Here is a 19,032-nt window from a genome sequence, read left to right as displayed (position 1 = left end):
CGAGGCATGAAGCAATCGCGAGTCTGGCATATTCCGCTTTTCTCCGTGCTATTGCTTCGTGCCTCGCAATGACAATATATTATTTTAGCTTAGCCAATGCCTCGCGTATGCGTGGTATAGCGGCAGCAATCTCTTCATATCCGCAGGCGCCTACTGATGCCCTGAACCAGGTAACTTCATCGCCGGTGCCAAATGCAGCAAACGGAACAAAAGCTATTTTGGCTTCTTTTATGAGGTGGAAGTTAATATCAGCAGATGTTTGCAATACATTACCATCGGGCGTAGTTTTCCCTTTGTAGTCAATTTTGATAGTCAGGTAAATAGCTCCCATCGGCGCTATAGAATCAACGCTAAAGCCATCTGCCTTTAATTGCTGAAAACCTTCGTGCAACGTGGTAAGGCTTTGTTGTACCCGTGCTTTTAAGGTGGCCAGATAGCTGTTTACGGCCACGTCGTCCATTATGTACTTGGCCATGGCAACTTGTTCTGCTTTGGGCGACCATGCGCCCATATGGCCTACAATGGCTTTCATGTTATTGATAACACCTTCAGGCCCGAAACCCCAGCCCACACGTACGCCTGTAGCCGCGAAGCATTTTGATGCGCCATCAATAAATATCACGTAATCTTTCAACTCGGGGCGCAAAGTAACCGGGTCAAAGTGCCGATTATCGCCAAAGGTTAATTGCGAATAGATCTGATCATATAAAAAGTACAGTGGCTTTTCGCCTGTAGCGCGACTTTTGTTTTCGGCGATCACCAGATCACAAATTTCCTCCAGGTCCTTTTTTCCGAACATAGTTCCGGTAGGGTTTAGTGGAGAGCATAGCGCCAACAGCGCAGCGCCTTTTACGTGCGGGCGCAGCTCCTCGGCAGTAGGCATAAAATTGTTTTCTGCCCGAGTTTGCACTATAATGCCCTCGGCTTTTAGCAGATCGCAATAGTGGTTATTGTTCCATGACGGTGCCGGGAAAACCACCTTATCGCCCGGATCAACCACAGCTAAGAAAGTTGAATAGATCAATGGGCGCGATCCGCCGGAAATTAAAATCTGGTTAGGCTTGTAATCCAGGCCCAAACGGCTCTTTAAAAACACCGATACACTTTCGCGTAGCGCCAATACACCATCCGCAGGCGGGTAATTGGTTTGATTAGCAGCATAAGCCTCAACAATGCTTTGTTTTAGCTCATCAGGGATAGGGTATATGTTAGAGTCGTAATCGCCTATGGTAAGGTTAGCAATATTCTGACCCTGACGTTTTAATTCATTTATTTCGCCGGCTATTTTAATTATCTCAGAACCGCGCAGGTTCTCGGCTAATGCAGATACTTTCATTTTTTTTAAGCTCAAAGGATTAAGCACAAAGCTATAAGGATAAGCTGAAAGCAAAAAGAATAAAGCAAAAAGCTTTTGCTCGATTTTCTTTAAACAAAAAAGCCGAAAGGGTTGCTTTCAGCTTTGGTGTTTCAGCTTTTCGCTTTAAGAGCTTTCACCTTAAGAAACGTAAGGCTTTCGTAATCTTATAATGCGTACCCAATGCATCAATTTCATTACCGGGTAAACAGGGTCAATCTCGTACCATTTAGCGGCGAAGTTAGAGCTATTGGGGCGTTTATGGTGATTGTTTTGAAACAACTCGCCAAGCATTAAAAAGTCAAGCGGGATAGAATTTTTTGATTTATCGCCGTTATCAAAATTAGAATAACCGTATTTATGGCCGCACCAGTTTACAATAGCGCCGTGCAGTGGGCCCATTACAAAATGGATGGGTATTAATAAAAACATCCACCAATGCGTGGCAAAGGCAACATAAAAAGCAATATAACCAATGCCGAATAATATCCGCGATGCATAGGTGGAGCCCCAGTAATCAAGCGCGCGCCACTCGGGGTATGACCCGCCAAATTGCGCATCAGGTTCTTTAAGGCGTTTTTCGTATAATTTATAACTCTGCGCGGTGCGCCACATCATCTGAAAAACATCAGTGAAGAAATGGGGTGAATGAGGGTCTTTTTCGGTGTCACTATATGCATGGTGTTCGCGGTGCATAATCGCATACGCACGCGGATTTAAATAAGACGATCCCTGACAAATAAACGTAAGCAGATGGAACAAACGCTCGTTAAATTTTGACGTACTGAACATTTTATGAGACGCGTACCTGTGCAGGAAGAATGTCTGGAAAAACAGGGATAGGAACCAGTGCCCTATAAAGAATAGTAAGATAGCCAAAATAATTGTATTGATTGTAGTATAACTAACGGCAAAGATACGATTATAGTTTTACCACAATTAAAGTAAATCAAATAATGACTAACATCATTTAACTGCTTCCAGCTCAAATAGATCAGCTAAATGTTTGTACGATAGCAGCCTGTCATCAAAATCCTCGGCAATGGTAATGGCTATAATTTCATCTATGCCATAGCTTTCTGCCAGTATGCTTAGTCGCTCTTTTACCATTTTAGGTGTGCCGGCTACCACGCGTTGCCGGTTGTACCGTATCCTGTCCTGCTCTTGCAGCGTATACTGCATGTCTTTAACATCATCATAGCCTAAAGCAGATATACCGCCGCCGCGCTCTAACTGGATAAAGCGGTGATCCATTACAGCTTTATGCTGTGCTATTTTTTCTTCATTGTCAGAGCAAAAAACAAATATGGCCATATTGACCTGTGGCTCATTCAGATCCAGCGAAGGGTGAAAACGGTCTTTGTACTGCTGAACAGCAGCCGGCCCGCCTACAGGGTTAATAAAATGTGCGAATGAAAAGCCCATACCTAAGTGAGCAGCAAATAAGCCGCTTTGCCCGCTCGAGCTCAGCAGCCACATATCAGGTACAGTTTTTACCTGCGGGATGGCCCTTACTCTGGCTTGCGGCGTTCCCGGTTCGCCGGTATCATAAAAGTAGTTTTGGAGTTCGGTCAACTTTTCCATAAAATCCTGCTCGCTAAAATGATTAGAGGGATTTAACAGGGAGGCAGTCAGGCGGTCAGTACCGGGTGCACGGCCCATGCCAAGGTCAACTCGCCCTGGCGCCAGTGCTTCCAGCATCCTGAAATTTTCTGCAACTTTTAATGCGCTGTGGTTAGGCATCATTACACCCCCAGAACCAATCCTTATAGTTTTGGTTTGCGATGCCAGGTAGGCTATCAAAACCTCGGGCGTTGAGCCCGCCAGGCTACCCGTATTATGGTGTTCTGCTACCCAAAAGCGGGTGTAACCAAGTTCTTCGGTATATTTTGCTAACGCGATAGTTTCTTGCACCGCCTGCACGGCTGTAACGCCCTTGCGCACCGGCGATTGATCTAAAACGCTTAACTTTAATATTTTTGTACCCATATTATTATTAGAACACAAAGGTAAGCGCAGCGTTTGCCGAGGGCTAGTTCTAAGTGTTTTATGGCATTGGGCTTACAGAAGAATTAATCTTTAAAGTGATACAAGAACACCACTTCGCCTTTGTATGCCGGCTTTTTCTCGCCCTCTATTTCCATGGTAACACCAATAGCCGCTTTGGTAATACCTCGTAAATTAACAATGGATGCTAAAGTAGCGATAAGCCTTACCCTGCTGTTCACCTTTACGGGCTGTGCAAACCTGATATTCTCAATAGAATAATTGATCTCCATTTTTAAATTTTGCACATCTGCAATCTGATGCCAGAAATAGGGAAGTAGTGACACGGTTAAATAACCATGTGCTATCGTCGCTCCAAACGGACCTTCGTTTTTAGCGCGTTCTTCATCTGTATGTATCCACTGATGGTCAATAGTGGCCTCGGCAAACTGGTTTATTTGCTGTTGGGTTATGGTGTGCCAGCCTGATGTACCTATCTCTTGTCCTAAAAGCGCTTCAAATTCGGCGTAATTATTAATAATAACCATGGGTGTATGTTTATAATGGTGGCGGTGAATATAGAAAAAAATCTAAATAATTTAATTATCGCGTTATGCCCGCTGAGTTAAATTGCAGATCATACAATTTGCGGTAATAACCATTTTCTATACGCAAAAGTTCTTGATGGGTACCTTCTTCTTTTATTTCGCCATGGTCAAGTACAATGATTTTATCCGCATTTTGAATAGTTGAAAGCCGGTGGGCAATAACAATTGCGGTACGGCCCTCCATCAGTTTATCAATTGCTTTTTGTATGAGTATTTCTGTTTCCGTATCAACCGATGAGGTGGCCTCATCTAACACCAATATCGCCGGGTTATAAACCAACGCGCGTATAAACGATATCAACTGCGCCTGTCCTGCTGATAGAGTAGCTCCGCGCTCCATCACATTATAATCGTAACCGCCGGGCAAGCGCATAATAAAGTCGTGCGCGCCAACATCTTTTGCCGCCGCGATGATCTGCTCGCGGGTAATGACATCGTTATTTAGACTGATGTTGTTAGCGATGGTATCGCTAAACAAAAACACATCCTGTATAACAGTTGCAATCTGCGAGCGCAGGTAATTAACGTCGTATTCATTAATAGCGTGCCCATCTATAGTTACCTCCCCTTTGCCAATTTCATAAAACCGGTTCAGTATGTTTATGGTTGATGATTTACCCGCTCCGGTAGCACCCACCAAAGCCATTTTTTCGCCTGGTTTAACTTTAAAGTTGATGTTTTTTAGCACCCAATTCTCATAATTATAAGCAAACCAAACATCTTTAAACTCAATTTCGCCGGTCAGTCTGCCGGTTTGCAGTTGTCCATTGTTAATAGCTACCTCATCAGTATCTAATACCTTAAAAATCCTGTCCGCGCCAACCATGCCCATTTGCAGGGTGTTAAATTTATCAGCGAGCTGGCGTATAGGGCGAAACAGCAGGTTAAGCAATATTATAAACTCTAAAATAACACCCGCAGTTACCGGCTGGCCGGTAGACGAAATGGCGGATAACTGCTGATCTGTAAGAATACGCTTGCAGCCATACCAAACCAGCAAACCCATGCATATAGCAAACAAAATTTCTACCACGGGGAAGAAGATGGAGTAATACCAGTTAGAGCGAATGTTGGCATCGCGGTATTTTAAGTTAACTGCCCTGAACTTGCGCATCTCCTGCTCTTCGCGCGCAAAGTTTTGTATTATGCTGATGCCTGAGATATGCTCTGCCAAAAATGTATTTAAGCGTGCAACCTGCGTACGCACCTCCTGGAAAGAAGATTTAATGGCCTCTTTAAATACATAGGTAGATGCAAAAAGCAGTGGCATAGGTATTAGCGTAATAAGTGCCAGTTTCCAGTCTTTAACCAACATAGCAACTACAATAGCCACCACCAATAAAAGGTCGCCTATGATGGAGATTAGCCCCTCGGCAAAAATATCTGCGATAGTCTCCAGATCAGATACCGTGCGGGTTATAAGCATGCCGATTGGTGTACGGTCAAAATATTTTAAACGCAGACTGGTAATGTGATTGAACACATTTATCCGCAGGTCCCGAATAACGGATTGCCCCAAAGTATTTGTAAGGTAAGTTTGATAATATTGCGCAACCGTTTGAATAACTAACAAGGCCAGCATGATCTCCACCATCAGCAGCAGACCATCATAGTTGTTCACCATGATATAATCGTCAAGCGTTTTTTGGATGAGCAAGGGGAGTGCCAGCGCGCTTACCGCTAAAAAAACAGTAAGAAAAGCAGAGATAACAAAGGTTGAGCGATATGGCCTTACATAGCGCATTATGCGCTTAAGCAATTGCCAGTCGAATGCTTTGCCGGTAACACCCCCAGCCCCCCCCGGCGGGGTAACTTTTGAATTGTCTTTTGTTTTGTCGTCGCTCACCAAATCAAAGGTAATCTATTGTGAACCTAAAATAAAATATCCCGCTATTGTTCCCCCCTTCAAGGGTTAGAGGGGTACTTTACCTCTGTTAAATACAAACCACAGGCCGGTACCGATGTTCCGGCGTTACTGCGGCTTTTGCTGGCTATTATTTCGCGCACAGCATTGGGCGGTATCTGTTTGCGGCCTACCATTATTAGGGTGCCAACAATGGCCCGCACCATGTTGCGTAGAAACCTATCGGCCGAGATATGAAACACAATTCCGCTTTCGGTTTCAACCCACTCTGCTCTTGTTATTTTACAGTTATTGGTTTTAACTTGTGTGTTCGCTTTACTGAAACAGCTAAAATCGGTATACTCCATTATGATATCCGCTGCCTGGTTCATCAGCGTAATATCCGGCCTGTCTCGCAGCAACCAGGAATAGCCTGCTTTAAAGGGGTCTTTATGAAAGTGGATATGGTACTGGTACGACCGCAGGTTTGCATCAAACCGTGCATTAGCATCAGCAGCTACCGGAAAGATTTGTTTCACGGCGATATCTGATGGAAGAAGATAATTTATACTCCGTAATACTTTTTCGTAGTCGATGGTCCATGGCTCATCAGCTACGGACTTAATATCAAAATGCGCGAAAAACTTTGTGGCATGCACCCCTGCATCCGTACGGCCGCAGCCGGTGGTATAAATAGGTTGCCTTAAAATAGTAGAAAAAGCTTTGTTTAAAACCTCCTGAATGCTGACAGCGTTGGGCTGAAGCTGCCAGCCGTGATAATGCGTACCATCGTAAGACAGTTCTATAAAATAGCGTTGGGTGTTAATCACCGGGCAAAGTTAGTTATTAAAGATTAGTGATTAAAGATTGGAGATTGGCCATCGGAAATAATAATCTTTAATCTTCACTCAACTAATGTACTCCTTATAAATAGCGTCAAACAGTATCTTGTTCTCTACGGCAATGTCAAAAGGCTGGTCAAAAAAAGTATTGCTGTAGCCAAGCGCCTGGGCAAGGTTTTTTAATACTTTAAAATATGTTATTTCAATGCCTTCAATTATCTGCAGATAAAAAAGAATAAATACATCGCGTTCTATTGGAGTTTTACCCGATTTAATTACTGATATATAGGCCTCAAGCGTCATTCCCTTCATGCCTAATATACTAATTTTTGAAGGTTGCTCATTTACCATATTGTAAACAGAGTCTAATTGCATTAGTTGTGTTACGGTGTCATCCTGGCATTCCCTTAGCGCCAATTTAAGCTGGTTTAATGATGCTATTTCTACTACTTCTGCTAAAAAATCTAATAAGTGTTTTTTGCCAAAATAAATGTTATTTAAATGTTCTAAAAAAATACGTTTAAGGTGCGCATCAGCTATTACAACGTCTTTGGGCGTTTGCGGATCTTTCGGAGTGTCTGTCATAGCGATAATTATGGGTGCATAAATTTAACATTATTTATTGTATGTTATAATACACACTTTACCAGGAATAATAATGAACTGATGCTATGGCAAATAATTTATATTTGCCTAAAAATTGACGTGTTATGTTGCAAAGAATACAAAGTATATATCTTCTTTTTGCCGCGCTGGTAATTGCGGCCTTGTTTGTTTTTCCGTTAGTGCATGATGTTTATGTAAGCGGGCAATCTGTTACCATAAAGGTTGCAGGCATTTATACGTATGTAAACGGGCAGGCACACCAACTGCAGGCTTTTATGCCGCTAACTATAGCCACTGTTGCCGTTGCACTGATGCCTGTAGGCATCATCTTTATGTACCGCGATCGTAAAAAACAGATTATGCTGTGCTATGGCGCTATGGGTATTATATTAGCGTACAGCTATTGGGTATCATCAACTGTAAAAAATGCTATCGGTGGCGCTGATTTACAGATGTCTAATTATGGTATCGGCATCATTCTTCTCTCGTTAGCTATATTTTTAATTGTGTTTGCGCAAAAAGCTATTCAAAAAGATGAGAAGCTGGTAAGATCGGCTGATAGATTGAGGTAATTGAATTTCGGATTTCGAATGTTCAATTTCGGTTAAGAGTTAACTCCTGAATAAATTGATTATGACAACCTGGATAAAAGTGTTGTTTTTTTGCATGGGCTGTACGGTGTTTATTGGCTGCGACAGGGTGACCAAACAGTTAGCCAAGGCACATCTCATGTATCAGGAGCCGCGTTCTTACTTTCACGATACTTTTAGATTTGAATACGCCGAAAACACGGGTGCCGCCTTGGGGTTGGGTGATAGCTTGCCTAAAATGCTTAGCTTTTGGCTACTTAGTATGGTGCCGCTTGCTGTAATGATGGTGGTGTTGGCATATGTGTTGAGGCATTTAGGCAAACTGGGTTTTCTTAAACTCTTTTGTTTCTGCCTGGTCATAGCCGGTGGTTTGGGGAATATAATTGACCGTATTGTTTATGATCGGCATGTTACCGATTTTATGAACATGGGCCTTAGCAATATACGTACAGGCATTTTTAATGTGGCCGATGTTTGTATAACGGCAGGGGTTATTGGTTTGTTTTTCGCTTATAATAATGGGGTTAAAGGGTTATTGAAGCGAGATGTGGCGTCGCAATAGCAGGATGGTTACTAGCCCGCGAATGGAATCTCAATTGTCATACAAAACACACGTTCACCAAACTCTTTGAAATGTGAATTATTAACACTACCTTTGCGCCCGATTTGGCGATGTAGCCAGATACGTTATTTTAAATCATGAACCCATTTATTAATCTGGGAATCCGTCATGATATTGTTAATGCCATCTCTGAGTTAGGCTTTGAAAACCCTACTCCAATCCAGGAACAGTCAATCCCGGTATTGCTTACAGGCAGCAACGATTTTGTCGGATTAGCCCAAACCGGGACCGGTAAAACTGCTGCCTTTGGCCTTCCACTTTTGGAACTGTTGGATTTCGAAGAAAATCATCCCCAGGCGCTTATTCTGTGCCCAACGCGCGAACTATGTTTGCAAATTACTAACGACATTAAAAACTACGCCAAAAACATGAACAACGTACACGTTGTTGCAGTGTATGGTGGTGCAAGCATCTCTGATCAGTTGCGTCAAATTAGACGCGGCGTGCAGATTGTTGTAGCTACACCCGGCCGTATGTTAGACATTATTAACCGTAAGGCGGTTGATTTTTCGGAGGTGAAGTTTGTAGTATTGGATGAAGCTGATGAAATGCTCAATATGGGCTTTCAGGAAGATATAGACAATATCCTGTCAACCACACCCGACGAGAAAAAAACCTGGTTGTTCTCGGCCACCATGCCTACAGAAGTTAGGCGCATCGCCAAAAAATACATGGATAACCCTTTTGAGTTAACCATGGGCGAAAAAAACACAGGCAACGTAAATATTGAGCACGAATACTATGTAGTGCGTGCCCGCGATAAATACGCTGCATTTAAACGCATTGTTGATTTTAACCCTGAGATTTTCGGTATAGTATTTTGCCGTACCAAAATTGAAACACAGGAAATTGCAGAATCACTGATAAAAGACGGTTACAATGCCGATTCTTTACACGGCGATCTTTCGCAACAACAACGCGATAAAGTAATGAAACGCTACCGCGAGCGCAGTTTGCAGTTGTTAATTGCAACAGACGTAGCTGCACGTGGTATTGACGTTAACGACGTTACACACGTTATTAACTACTCGTTACCTGACGAGATAGAGAATTATACCCACCGTAGCGGTCGTACAGCCCGTGCAGGTAAAACCGGTGTTTCTATCGCCATCATAAACTCTAAAGAGTTAGGTAAGATCCGCCAGATTGAGCGTGTTATAGGTAAGAAATTTGTTAAAGCTGAGATCCCTACAGGGTTTGATGTTTGCGAAAAGCAATTGTTTGCCTTGATACACAAAGTACATAACGTTGAGGTGAATGAGCAGCAGATTGAGCAGTACATTCCGCGTATTATGAATGAATTTGCTGATCTGAGCAAAGAAGATATCATCAAACGTTTTGCATCATTAGAGTTTAACAGCTTCCTTGATTATTACAAGAATGCTCCCGATCTGAATGCGCCTGCTGATGACCGTGTCGGTCGTGACAGACCTGAACGCGGTGAACGTGGCGAGGGTGGCGAACGCTTTGCGCGTGAAGGTGCCCGTGGCGAGTTTACCCGTTTGTTTATCAACTTAGGTTCTGTTGATGGCTTTAGCCGCGGCGATCTGTTAGGTTACATCTGCAATACTGCTAAAATAAGCGGTAAAACAGTTGGTAAGATAGACGTTAAAGGTGTGTACTCGTTCTTTGAAGTACCGCATGATGATGTTGCTAAAACACAAGAAGGCTTTAAAGGCGCAGATTTTCAGGGCCGCGAAGTTAGGATAGAAATATCAGGTGAAGGTACAAGCAGCACCCGTAGTGGTGGTGGCGAAAGACGCGAAGGCGGTGGTGGTTATCCTCGTGGAAATCGCGAAGGCGGTTTCAGAGGCGGCGACAGGCGTGAAGGCAGCGGCGGTGGCTACCGTGGCGGCGAAAAACGCGAAGGCACTGCAAGCACCGGTGGTTTCCGTGGTGGCGAGAAACGTGAAGGTGGCGGTGGTTTCCGCGACTTCTCGGGCAAACGCCGCGAAGACAGACCAGAGCGCAGAAGACGTTTTTAAGTTTAGTTTTTTTATAATGAAAAGCCCGCTGATGTTATCGGCGGGCTTTTTCATTATATTGTAGATTACATCCAGCTCACCAAAAGAACTGCTGTAATTATGTGAATGGCTATTAAAGCGTAGGTTTTCATGGTGATAAGATGGTTAAACCGGTTATGGCTTAGTTGTCCTCATTTGTGCTTTGGTAATAAACTGGCGATGGCCCTTTTTGTCTACATAAAAGTATTTACCATACTCGTCTATATAAACCAGTTCGCCTGTCATCGCCCAATGGCCTGCGTAGCGTTTTGTAGAAACTGCAGCAGCGCCTTTTGAGGCAAGTTCTGATGTTTTTTTGCCTACGGCTTTCGCGCCGGTTGCGGTTGTGTTGCCCACGTCTTTAGCGGCAGTCGCTGTGGCATGGCCAACATCTTTGGCGGCATTTCCAATTTCTTTGGTTACGGGTTTCTTTTCCTGCGCGTAGGTAGTGCTTTGCGCAGCAACAAAAAGGGCTGCTGACAGCAAAGCTATTTTGAGTGTGTTTTTCATGTTAGTGTTATTTATAACACACTAACACAATTTTTCGGCCAATTGCTTCATTTCAAAAACAGGAGACCGTTTGTCGTACAAAATAGCATATACAGCCTCGCAAATGGGCATATTCACTTTGTATTGTTTGTTGATCTGGTGTAGGCAATTTACTGCATAATAGCCCTCGGCTACCATGTTCATTTCCAGCTGTGCGGATTTTACAGTATAGCCTTTCCCTATCATATTACCAAAAGTGCGGTTACGGCTAAACTGCGAGTAGGCGGTAACCAGCAGATCACCCAGGTAGGCCGACTCTTTAATGTCACGGTCTATCGGGTGCACGGCATCAACAAAATTCTTTAACTCGCGTATAGCGTTAGAAATTAATACCGCCTGAAAATTATCACCATAACCTACCGCATGACAAATGCCGCTGGCCATGGCATAAATGTTTTTTAACACCGCGGCGTATTCAGTACCCCATATATCGTCAGATGTGATGGTTTTTATGTAGCGGGTATTGATCATCCCGGCAAATTCCGCCGCAAATTCTGCATCACCCGAGGCAATGGTTAAGTACGAAAGTTTTTCTAACGCAACCTCTTCGGCATGGCAAGGGCCGCTCAAAACCGCAAAATTTTCTGTGGTTATGCCATAAGCTTTGTTCAGATATTCAAATATGATCAGATTTTCATCTGGCACTATGCCTTTAATGGCTGATATTACTTTTTTACCCTTCAGGTCTTCGGCGCCAATGTCTGCCAATGCTTCCTTCAAAAAAGCAGCGGGAACATTGAGTAACACCAGGTCAACGCCGGTAATGAGGTCGCGCAAATTACTGGAAATGTTTTCGGGGGCAACTTTTACTTCTACCGAACTAAGATATTTAGGATTGTGCCCAAACTTATGGATATGCTCAACAGCTTCAGTATTGCGCATCCACCAAAAAATTTCTTTGGGGGTAATGTTATCAGTTAACATTTTAATGTTGGCCGTAGCCCAGCTACCTCCACCAACAACCAGTATTTTATTTTGCTTTTGCATTAATATGTCCCGGGCAAAGTAACAAAAAATTGTGCATATGTACCGTGAACGTTAGTTTAATGCCCAAGCTAATGCCTTTAATTTGCTACTAATCCATAAGCTGTTTTGTGGTAATAATGTTTTTTTCTATCCGGTTTTTTTCTGATTTGACCTTTGTAAGATTTAATGCTGAGTTTAAGTGCTGCAAAGCCTGCTTATTATCAATGCCTGTATAAAGATGCCCTAAGAGGCAATGGTAAAGATGGGTGCCCGCTAATTGTGTAAGTTTTTCAGCTTCAATAATGGCAACTTCATTTCCCTTTGCTTTAGCCAGCGCATAGGTTCTGTTAAGTGCCGCCATGGGCGAATACTCAAGTATGAGCAGTTTGTTATAAAGCTGTAATACGCTTTCCCATTTTTCGTGCGAGGGGATTTTGCGGGTATGCCAGAAAGCAATAGCCGCTTCCAGATGATACCTGCTTAATTGCTCTCCGCGCGATGCGCTGATGAGATAGTTGGTGCCTCTGGCTATCAGTTCATCGTTCCATAAGGTATTGTCCTGCTCATCATATAAGATTATCTCGCCGCGCTGGTCCATCCTTGCGTCAAACCGCGAGGCATGGAAACACATCAAAGAGAAAAGTGCATTCACAGCCGGTACATCCGTTTGTTGGTTTTCTATTAAGAGGTAGTTGAGGCGCATGGCCTCAAGGCAAAGCTCTTTTCGTAATGCTGTATTACCGCTGTTAGAATAATAACCCTCGTTAAACAGCAGGTATAAGGTAAGCAAAACCGTTTCAAGCCGCTTATCTATCTCGTTACCCGCCGGGAAGGCTATTTTTACATTCAGTGTCCTGAGTTTTTCTTTGGCCCGGTGCAAACGTTTGTTAATGGTTTCTTTGTTGGTCAGAAAGGCGTCTGCAATCTCATCAATGCCAAAACCGCACAGTATGCGTAACGCCAACCCTATTTGCGCTTCAGCGGGTATGGCAGGCTGGCAAATGGCAAACATCATTTGCAGCTGACTGTCATTAATGTTTTTTTCGGACAGATCTATTTCGGTTTCATCTGTTAGCCGGTGCTCGTTTTGCAAAGCAGGTTGTACCTTTTGGTTAAAGATAGTGCCCCGTTTTAAATGATCCTTGGCTTTATTTTTTGCAACAGCATATAGCCACGCAGCCGGGTTGTCCGGCGGGCCCTTTATCTTCCAGTTTTCTGATGCGGATAAAAACGTTTCGCTAACAATATCCTCGGCGGTTTCCATGTGCTCAAAACCAAAAAAACGCACAAGCACCGCAGTTATCTTGCGGTGCTCGGTGCGAAAAAGGTTAGATAAAATCGCGTCGTGATGCATATTGGCTTTTAATTAGCGCATTTGCATTATTTGCCTTATCTCTACACAGCCACCCGTTGCCAGTATAGGGCAGTTTTTTGAAAGTTCTGTAGCCTCGTCTAATGATGATGCCCTGATAATAGTATAACCACCAATAGATTCCTTAACCTCAACGTAAGGGCCGTTAGTAATTATGCCGTCCGGTTTTACTACTTTACCATCAGGGTTAAGGCGGTTGCCGGGGCTGGCTAATTTGTCCTGGGCGGCGAGCCCACCCATCCAGTCCATCCAGGGGGTGGTAATTGCCTGTAATTGCTCCGGTGTCATTTTCGCGTCGAAATCTGCGTCGCGGTGAAAGATCAAAAGAAACTCGTTCATGTTATTTAAGTTTAAGAGTTAAAAACCTAATGACGTTTCACACTGGCTAAATTGGACAACATCAAAATTTAAATACCAAGATAGTAATTATAAAGTCTCTCCTTTAGGGGAGATTAGAGGGGCCGCAGATAATCCTTCAAACTTGTTCCTAAAATATAGGTCCATCCTTTGGCAAAGCTTTCGCGCGCAAATGAAGAATTATCTTGCGGGAAGCTTTCCAACCCCGTATGCGTAAGCTTAACCCGGGTTTGATGCCCATCATCAAACAGCTCTATACTTACCAATGAGTTACCCGGAAAATTTAAATATCGCCAGCTGTAAGCTATTTTCCGCTCAAAAACCGCATCGGTAACCACACATTCATGCACAAATTTTACGCCTTTATCCTCGCCCGAGAAATGAAAAGTAAAGCCTACCTCAGGCTTAAAATCGTCTACATCAAAATACCAGGCTTTCATTTTCGCCTTATCTGTTAGGGCTTGCCAAACGGCATTAACGGGCGCATCATAAGTGCGTTCAATTACAAAAGGTACTGTTTTCATAATGGTAGGTTTTTAATTTTATAGCTTGTTATTGATTATTGTTTTCCTGTTCCTTAGCCAGAAAGTCGCCTAAAGCATCCAACTTCTCGTTCCAGAATTTTTGGTATTTGGCTGTCCAGTCGGCAACCTGTTTAAGCTGCTTAAGTTCTGCATGGCAGTAACGTTCGCGGCCCTGCTGCGTTATGGTAATAAGCCCGCACTCCCTTAATATTTTAATATGCTTTGATATGGCGGGCCGACTTATTTTAAACTGGTCAGCAACGTTATTGAGATTTAAGGTGCGCCCCGAAAGCATACCAATAATTTCGCGCCGGGTAGGGTCTGCTATTGCCTGAAATACATCTCGTCTCATTTTACAATTAATTGGTAACTGATTGGTTACAAATATATATGTAATCAATCAGTTACGCAATTTTTTAAAAAATGGTTCATAATTATATTTCAATATGGAAGCAGAGACGATTTAGCATTGTAACATTTCTATAAGGTGGATATTTAGTGCAGCTTTTATTATGAATTGAGCGATAAAATTTGTTTTTTTGACAACGACAAATGCTGCTTTAACGGCAGTATAACCAATTGTATTAATAAGCAATAGTTTAAGTAAAAGATTTTAGGGCAAATTACGTTGCCAAAGCGCTTTAACCGCAAACGATTGCACTGATGTTAAACCAAATTAATTTAAATTGAAAAATAAAGTTATTTACCAAGCGGCTTTGGGCGCAGCAGCAATTGCCCTTATAGCCGGTGTTGTTATGGCCTTTAGCGGAAACGGCGTAAACGCCGGGTCCGGCATTTATTGCATTTTTCCTGTTAATGGCTGTGGGTGTAAAAATTAACACTACGTCGGGCAGGTTCTCTTATACCCTGTTAATATTTGCCTCAACGGTAGCGGCTTTATATTACCCAGCATTTTTTACATCATGGGGAAGTTTTAAGCTTTCTGTTTTGCTTATTCCGCTTATTCAGGTTATCATGTTTGGTATGGGTACCTCAATGGGTGTACAAGATTTTGTGGGTGTAGTAAAAAATCCTCGCGGAGTATTTATTGGTGTTGTGAGCCACTTTATAATAATGCCGGGCGTTGGTTATTTATTGGCAAAATCAAGTGGTTTACCTCCTGAGATAGCTGCCGGTATTGTATTAATAGGCTGCTCGCCTAACGGTATGGCATCAAACGTAATATCTTACTTGGCTAAAGCTAACCTTGCGCTATCTATTACAATTACTGCTGTTTCTACACTCTTATCGCCGTTTGTTACACCGTTACTGATGGGTTGGCTCGCAGGCGCATTTGTTAAGATAGAAGTAACCAAGATGATGTGGGAGATAGTAAAGATGGTGATTTTACCTATTGGAGCCGGCTTAATTGTTAACAGAATATTTAAAGGTAAAGCCAAAGTTTTAGACGTTATAATGCCGCTGATTTCAATGGGTGGTATAGTTTTGATCATCACCATTATAGTTGCTGCCGGCAGAAACAACCTGTTAACTATCGGACCGATATTGTTATTGCTGGTACTGGTACATAACTTATTGGGTTATACGTTTGGTTATTGGTCTGGCAAGCTGTTCAGAATGAATGAGCGCGACTGCCGCACCATGGCTATTGAGGTGGGTATGCAGAATGGTGGTTTAGCAACGGGTATTGCCCAGGGCATGGGTAAAATGGCTACCGTTGGCTTAGCGCCCGCCATATTCAGCCCATTGATGAACATTACCGGGTCAATACTGGCATCGTACTGGCATAGCAAACCGCTTGATGCAGAGTCTGTAAAGGCTGCTTCAAAAGATACGGTCACCAAGCACTAATAGATCAAAAGAATATTTAAATAAGAATTTTGCCGGACTAAAATGCTAAAAACGCATTTTATGTTCGGCAAAATTGCATATAGAGTCAAGCAATTCGCTTAGTTCGGTGCCTTTTTCGGTTAGTGTATATTCGGTTTTTGGCGGCGGGCCGGATAGGTGATGCTTGTTAATAAGTTCATGCTGCTCCAATACTTTAAGCCTGTCGGCCAAAATATGGTCGCTAATAAACTCCAGGTCTTCTTTTAAACCGGTAAAACGGTTATGTCCCTCTTCTATACTGAACAGAACCTCGGTCATCCAGCGTTTGCTTAACAAGTAAAGCAACTCGTTAAGTGCGCATTTTTCTTCCAAAAAAGTTTGATTCTGGAAATTCGTGGAACTTAATTTTCTCTCAGACATACAGCACTATTTAATGAAAATTATTGATCGGTTTAATTTAGGGTAGCAAGGTAGTATCGTAATATTATATGTAAAGCTATTAAACATAAGGAATAACAAAGTTTGTGCATCGTAAAATTTACATGTCAACTTTATTGTTAGTCAACGCTAATTTATTTGTTAGTACGCGGCAATTTTGTATAAAGTCCTTTATAGCTGATTTTACTTAATCAGTTTTGTAGTTAATGGTTAGTCTCCACCGGCTGGCTTTGCTGCTCAAGTAATTTAATAATGCCGGAGTAATACTGATGATGATTTTTCGGTTTGGTCCAGTAATAGTAAAGCGCAGGCTTAAAAGCCTGCGCCCATCCGGCATCACTACTAATAAAAAATGCGCACAGAGGCATTTAATTAATCCGTAAATCCATAGTTTTATTGCCATATCTAATCTTTTTATGAAGACGCTCCTGACTATTGTATCGCTTTTTTTAACAACCTTGGCCCAGGCTCAACAAAAAGTGAATGTTAGGTTAATAGATAGTAAATCGGGATCTGCACTACCGGCTGTTTCTATTAAAAGCGCAAAACGTGTTTTAGCTATTACAGACGGCAGCGGTAAAGCGGTACTATCCCTGTTGACGGGTAACCATACTTTAAGTTTTTCAATAACAGGTTATGGATTGAAAGACACCATAATTACTATTCCGGGTAGCGAGACACTTATTATATCTTTAACAGAGGCCGAAACATCATTAGAAGAAGTTACGGTTGTATCGTCTACACGTAACAACCAAACTATGGAAAATGGGCCCATGAAAGTAGAAGTTATAGGGCTGGAGGAAATGACAGAGGAAGCAGGCTTAAAGCCCGGGAACGTAGCCAGTATTTTGGGCGATTTGAGTGGCGTACAGATACAACAATCATCGGCAACATCTGGCAATAGCAACGTGCGTATACAGGGGCTTGACGGGCGGTACACCCAAATAATACGCGATGGTATGCCAATGTACGAGGGTTTTTCCGGTAATTTTGGCATCCTTACCATCCCACCGCTTGACTTAAAGCAGATAGAGCTGATAAAGGGATCTGCTAGTACGCTTTATGGTGGTGGGGCCATTGCAGGCCTTGTTAACCTTATATCAAAAAGGCCCACTCAAAAGCAGGAATTGGATGTATTGCTTAATTATACAACCCTTGATGAATTTAATGCCAACGCTTATGTGGCGAAACGTAACAGCAGATGGGGATATAATCTATTTGCCGGCTATAACCGCCAGGAGAAACGCGATGTCGATAAAGATGGTTTAAGCGACCTTCCGGATGCGAAAAGTTTCATTTTCCACCCCAAAGTATTTTTTTACCCGACATCAAAAACCATTATTCATGTTGGATACAATGGCTCGTTTGACGACCGCAAGGGCGGCGACATGCTGGTATTGCAAAACAAGCCAGACGCTGTTCATCAATATTTCGATGCAAATAAAACGCAGCGGCATACCGGCGAATATTTACTGGAACAATTTTTTGGTGGCGATGCAAAGCTTACTGTTAAGGGTAACTTAAGCAACTTTACACGCGACAACACCACCTCTCAGTATTTTATAAAAGGCAAGCAGTTAAGCTACTATAATGAAGCATCGGTTTATGCTCCCTTTGGTAAGAATGACCTTGTTGCTGGTATAAACGTAACAGGGCAGAATTATGAGACAGTTGAACCCAAGGGGGCTTTATTGAAAAAGTATTCCGGTAATACCATAGGCGCCTTTGCGCAGTATGATCTGCATCTTTTTGATAATACTACCGTTGAAGGCGGCATGCGGGCCGACCATCATGATCAATATGGCTGGTTTGCATTGCCACGCATAGCAATATTCCATCGCTTTAATGAACACTGGGCCACACGAGCAGGGTTTGGAATGGGTTACAAAACACCTAACCCATTAGTGGAGCAAAACATAGAACGCAGCGTGCTTGACCTGCTGCCGTTTAACGCTAATGTAAATGCAGAGAAATCATACGGTTACAACGCCGAGTTTAACTATAAAAAAGAATGGGGAAAGGATGTCACCCTCTTCATCAATCAGGCATTCTTTTTAACTACGGTGAATAGCCCGGTAGTGTTTGATCTGATAAACCCCTCAGGCAAAATAGGACTCATAAATGCGGCATCACCAATAAGAAGCAAAGGGCTGGATACTTACGTTAAGCTGGATGTGGATGAATGGGAGTTGTATGCAGGCTATACGCTTACCGATGCCCGCAATACATTCTTACCTGTACAAAGCTTTATACCTTTAACACCTAAACACCGCTTTGCTTTTGTAGCCGCTAACGAAATATCAGAAAAGTTAACCGCTGGCCTTGAGGGTTCATATACAGGTACGCAGTTTAGGTACGACGGTACAAAAACACCATCGTACTTTTTTATGGCAGCTATGGTTAAATATGCTATAGATAACCATGTTACCGTAGTATTTAATTGCGAAAATTTGCTGGATTATAGGATGAATAAGGTTGAAAGTGTCTATGTAGGAAGTATAACCAATCCGGGTTTTAAACCGCTCTGGGCGCCAATTGATGGACGAGCCATTAACCTGTCGTTGCGGTGGAAGTTGTAGAA

20 protein-coding genes are annotated in these 19,032 nt (G+C 42.7%); 5 read left to right on the top strand and 15 right to left on the bottom strand.

Annotated features, from left to right (window positions below):
• Positions 1-79: 79 nt before the first annotated feature.
• The 7 genes from ACVW2L_RS15865 to ACVW2L_RS15835 all read right to left on the bottom strand — a co-directional run bounded on the left by ACVW2L_RS15865 (position 80) and on the right by ACVW2L_RS15835 (position 7,218).
• On the bottom strand, positions 80-1,336 hold the full coding sequence (locus ACVW2L_RS15865; RefSeq protein ID WP_457128935.1) for a pyridoxal phosphate-dependent aminotransferase: 1,257 nt from the start codon (positions 1,334-1,336) through the stop codon (positions 80-82).
• Positions 1,337-1,495: 159 nt separating this feature from the next.
• Positions 1,496-2,233 (bottom strand): acyl-CoA desaturase, encoded by a 738-nt coding sequence (locus tag ACVW2L_RS15860; RefSeq protein ID WP_457128934.1) that lies wholly within the window; start codon positions 2,231-2,233, stop codon positions 1,496-1,498.
• A gap of 87 nt (positions 2,234-2,320) precedes the next feature.
• A complete protein-coding gene (locus tag ACVW2L_RS15855) occupies positions 2,321-3,343 on the bottom strand; it encodes an LLM class flavin-dependent oxidoreductase (protein WP_457128933.1) in 1,023 nt (340 codons plus the stop codon).
• 83 nt (positions 3,344-3,426) lie between these two features.
• A complete protein-coding gene (locus tag ACVW2L_RS15850; protein ID WP_457128932.1) occupies positions 3,427-3,888 on the bottom strand; it encodes a MaoC family dehydratase in 462 nt (153 codons plus the stop codon).
• Positions 3,889-3,943: 55 nt separating this feature from the next.
• Positions 3,944-5,692 (bottom strand): ABC transporter ATP-binding protein, encoded by a 1,749-nt coding sequence (locus tag ACVW2L_RS15845; RefSeq protein ID WP_457130207.1) that lies wholly within the window; start codon positions 5,690-5,692, stop codon positions 3,944-3,946.
• Between the two features lie 161 nt (positions 5,693-5,853).
• Positions 5,854-6,621, bottom strand: a complete 768-nt coding sequence (gene truA / locus ACVW2L_RS15840; RefSeq protein WP_457128931.1) for a tRNA pseudouridine(38-40) synthase TruA — start codon at positions 6,619-6,621, stop codon at positions 5,854-5,856.
• A gap of 78 nt (positions 6,622-6,699) precedes the next feature.
• On the bottom strand, positions 6,700-7,218 hold the full coding sequence (locus ACVW2L_RS15835; RefSeq protein WP_457128930.1) for a DUF892 family protein: 519 nt from the start codon (positions 7,216-7,218) through the stop codon (positions 6,700-6,702).
• 125 nt (positions 7,219-7,343) lie between these two features.
• Between ACVW2L_RS15835 and ACVW2L_RS15830 the strand changes: the two genes are divergently transcribed.
• The 3 genes from ACVW2L_RS15830 (at position 7,344) to ACVW2L_RS15820 (ending at position 10,436) form a co-directional block, all read left to right on the top strand.
• Positions 7,344-7,811, top strand: coding sequence for a DUF4293 domain-containing protein (locus ACVW2L_RS15830; RefSeq protein ID WP_457128929.1), 468 nt, complete (start codon positions 7,344-7,346; stop codon positions 7,809-7,811).
• Positions 7,812-7,872: 61 nt separating this feature from the next.
• On the top strand, positions 7,873-8,391 hold the full coding sequence (gene lspA / locus ACVW2L_RS15825) for a signal peptidase II (protein ID WP_457128928.1): 519 nt from the start codon (positions 7,873-7,875) through the stop codon (positions 8,389-8,391).
• A 137-nt stretch (positions 8,392-8,528) separates the two neighbouring features.
• The gene (locus ACVW2L_RS15820) at positions 8,529-10,436 is read left to right on the top strand and encodes a DEAD/DEAH box helicase (RefSeq protein WP_457128927.1); all 1,908 of its coding nucleotides are present in this window, start codon (positions 8,529-8,531) and stop codon (positions 10,434-10,436) included.
• Between the two features lie 153 nt (positions 10,437-10,589).
• Here ACVW2L_RS15820 and ACVW2L_RS15815 read toward each other — a convergent pair whose 3' ends face one another.
• From ACVW2L_RS15815 to ACVW2L_RS15790, 6 genes are all read right to left on the bottom strand, one after another.
• Complete coding sequence (locus tag ACVW2L_RS15815; protein ID WP_457128926.1) at positions 10,590-10,964, bottom strand: hypothetical protein; 375 nt, start codon at positions 10,962-10,964, stop codon at positions 10,590-10,592.
• A gap of 21 nt (positions 10,965-10,985) precedes the next feature.
• Positions 10,986-11,990, bottom strand: coding sequence for an NAD(P)H-dependent glycerol-3-phosphate dehydrogenase (locus ACVW2L_RS15810; RefSeq protein WP_457128925.1), 1,005 nt, complete (start codon positions 11,988-11,990; stop codon positions 10,986-10,988).
• Between the two features lie 88 nt (positions 11,991-12,078).
• Positions 12,079-13,323 (bottom strand): RNA polymerase sigma factor, encoded by a 1,245-nt coding sequence (locus ACVW2L_RS15805; RefSeq protein ID WP_457128924.1) that lies wholly within the window; start codon positions 13,321-13,323, stop codon positions 12,079-12,081.
• Between the two features lie 12 nt (positions 13,324-13,335).
• Positions 13,336-13,680: a YciI family protein gene (locus tag ACVW2L_RS15800; RefSeq protein ID WP_457128923.1), complete on the bottom strand. Its 345-nt coding sequence runs from the start codon at positions 13,678-13,680 to the stop codon at positions 13,336-13,338.
• Positions 13,681-13,793: 113 nt separating this feature from the next.
• On the bottom strand, positions 13,794-14,222 hold the full coding sequence (locus ACVW2L_RS15795) for an SRPBCC family protein (RefSeq protein ID WP_457128922.1): 429 nt from the start codon (positions 14,220-14,222) through the stop codon (positions 13,794-13,796).
• 28 nt (positions 14,223-14,250) lie between these two features.
• Positions 14,251-14,574, bottom strand: coding sequence for an ArsR/SmtB family transcription factor (locus ACVW2L_RS15790; RefSeq protein WP_457128921.1), 324 nt, complete (start codon positions 14,572-14,574; stop codon positions 14,251-14,253).
• Between the two features lie 470 nt (positions 14,575-15,044).
• Here ACVW2L_RS15790 and ACVW2L_RS15785 point away from each other — a divergent pair, with 470 nt between their 5' ends.
• On the top strand, positions 15,045-16,034 hold the full coding sequence (locus tag ACVW2L_RS15785) for a bile acid:sodium symporter family protein (protein WP_457128920.1): 990 nt from the start codon (positions 15,045-15,047) through the stop codon (positions 16,032-16,034).
• Positions 16,035-16,079: 45 nt separating this feature from the next.
• Here the strand turns inward: ACVW2L_RS15785 and ACVW2L_RS15780 are convergent, their stop codons facing one another.
• Both ACVW2L_RS15780 and ACVW2L_RS15775 read right to left on the bottom strand, forming a co-directional pair.
• Positions 16,080-16,433, bottom strand: a complete 354-nt coding sequence (locus tag ACVW2L_RS15780) for a winged helix-turn-helix transcriptional regulator (protein ID WP_457128919.1) — start codon at positions 16,431-16,433, stop codon at positions 16,080-16,082.
• A 221-nt stretch (positions 16,434-16,654) separates the two neighbouring features.
• A complete protein-coding gene (locus ACVW2L_RS15775; protein ID WP_457128918.1) occupies positions 16,655-16,819 on the bottom strand; it encodes a hypothetical protein in 165 nt (54 codons plus the stop codon).
• 48 nt (positions 16,820-16,867) lie between these two features.
• Here ACVW2L_RS15775 and ACVW2L_RS15770 point away from each other — a divergent pair, with 48 nt between their 5' ends.
• Positions 16,868-19,030 (top strand): TonB-dependent receptor, encoded by a 2,163-nt coding sequence (locus tag ACVW2L_RS15770; RefSeq protein WP_457128917.1) that lies wholly within the window; start codon positions 16,868-16,870, stop codon positions 19,028-19,030.
• Positions 19,031-19,032 lie beyond the last annotated feature (2 nt).

This window comes from Mucilaginibacter sp. HD30, from assembly GCF_054061755.1.
Note: the sequence above shows the minus strand (reverse complement) of the source record. Positions and strands in the feature narration are given on the sequence as shown.

What these genes read in the sequence shown, in the direction of transcription:
- ACVW2L_RS15865 (WP_457128935.1), bottom strand. Translation starts at nt 1,336, where the DNA reads ATGAAAGTATCTGCATTAGCCGAGAACCTGCGCGGTTCTGAGATAATT.
- ACVW2L_RS15855 (WP_457128933.1), bottom strand. Translation starts at nt 3,343, where the DNA reads ATGGGTACAAAAATATTAAAGTTAAGCGTTTTAGATCAATCGCCGGTG.
- ACVW2L_RS15850 (WP_457128932.1), bottom strand. Translation starts at nt 3,888, where the DNA reads ATGGTTATTATTAATAATTACGCCGAATTTGAAGCGCTTTTAGGACAA.
- ACVW2L_RS15845 (WP_457130207.1), bottom strand. Translation starts at nt 5,692, where the DNA reads ATGCGCTATGTAAGGCCATATCGCTCAACCTTTGTTATCTCTGCTTTT.
- ACVW2L_RS15835 (WP_457128930.1), bottom strand. Translation starts at nt 7,218, where the DNA reads ATGACAGACACTCCGAAAGATCCGCAAACGCCCAAAGACGTTGTAATA.
- ACVW2L_RS15830 (WP_457128929.1), top strand. Translation starts at nt 7,344, where the DNA reads ATGTTGCAAAGAATACAAAGTATATATCTTCTTTTTGCCGCGCTGGTA.
- lspA (WP_457128928.1), top strand. Translation starts at nt 7,873, where the DNA reads ATGACAACCTGGATAAAAGTGTTGTTTTTTTGCATGGGCTGTACGGTG.
- ACVW2L_RS15820 (WP_457128927.1), top strand. Translation starts at nt 8,529, where the DNA reads ATGAACCCATTTATTAATCTGGGAATCCGTCATGATATTGTTAATGCC.
- ACVW2L_RS15815 (WP_457128926.1), bottom strand. Translation starts at nt 10,964, where the DNA reads ATGAAAAACACACTCAAAATAGCTTTGCTGTCAGCAGCCCTTTTTGTT.
- ACVW2L_RS15810 (WP_457128925.1), bottom strand. Translation starts at nt 11,990, where the DNA reads ATGCAAAAGCAAAATAAAATACTGGTTGTTGGTGGAGGTAGCTGGGCT.
- ACVW2L_RS15805 (WP_457128924.1), bottom strand. Translation starts at nt 13,323, where the DNA reads ATGCATCACGACGCGATTTTATCTAACCTTTTTCGCACCGAGCACCGC.
- ACVW2L_RS15800 (WP_457128923.1), bottom strand. Translation starts at nt 13,680, where the DNA reads ATGAACGAGTTTCTTTTGATCTTTCACCGCGACGCAGATTTCGACGCG.
- ACVW2L_RS15795 (WP_457128922.1), bottom strand. Translation starts at nt 14,222, where the DNA reads ATGAAAACAGTACCTTTTGTAATTGAACGCACTTATGATGCGCCCGTT.
- ACVW2L_RS15790 (WP_457128921.1), bottom strand. Translation starts at nt 14,574, where the DNA reads ATGAGACGAGATGTATTTCAGGCAATAGCAGACCCTACCCGGCGCGAA.
- ACVW2L_RS15780 (WP_457128919.1), bottom strand. Translation starts at nt 16,433, where the DNA reads ATGTCTGAGAGAAAATTAAGTTCCACGAATTTCCAGAATCAAACTTTT.
- ACVW2L_RS15775 (WP_457128918.1), bottom strand. Translation starts at nt 16,819, where the DNA reads ATGCCTCTGTGCGCATTTTTTATTAGTAGTGATGCCGGATGGGCGCAG.
- ACVW2L_RS15770 (WP_457128917.1), top strand. Translation starts at nt 16,868, where the DNA reads ATGAAGACGCTCCTGACTATTGTATCGCTTTTTTTAACAACCTTGGCC.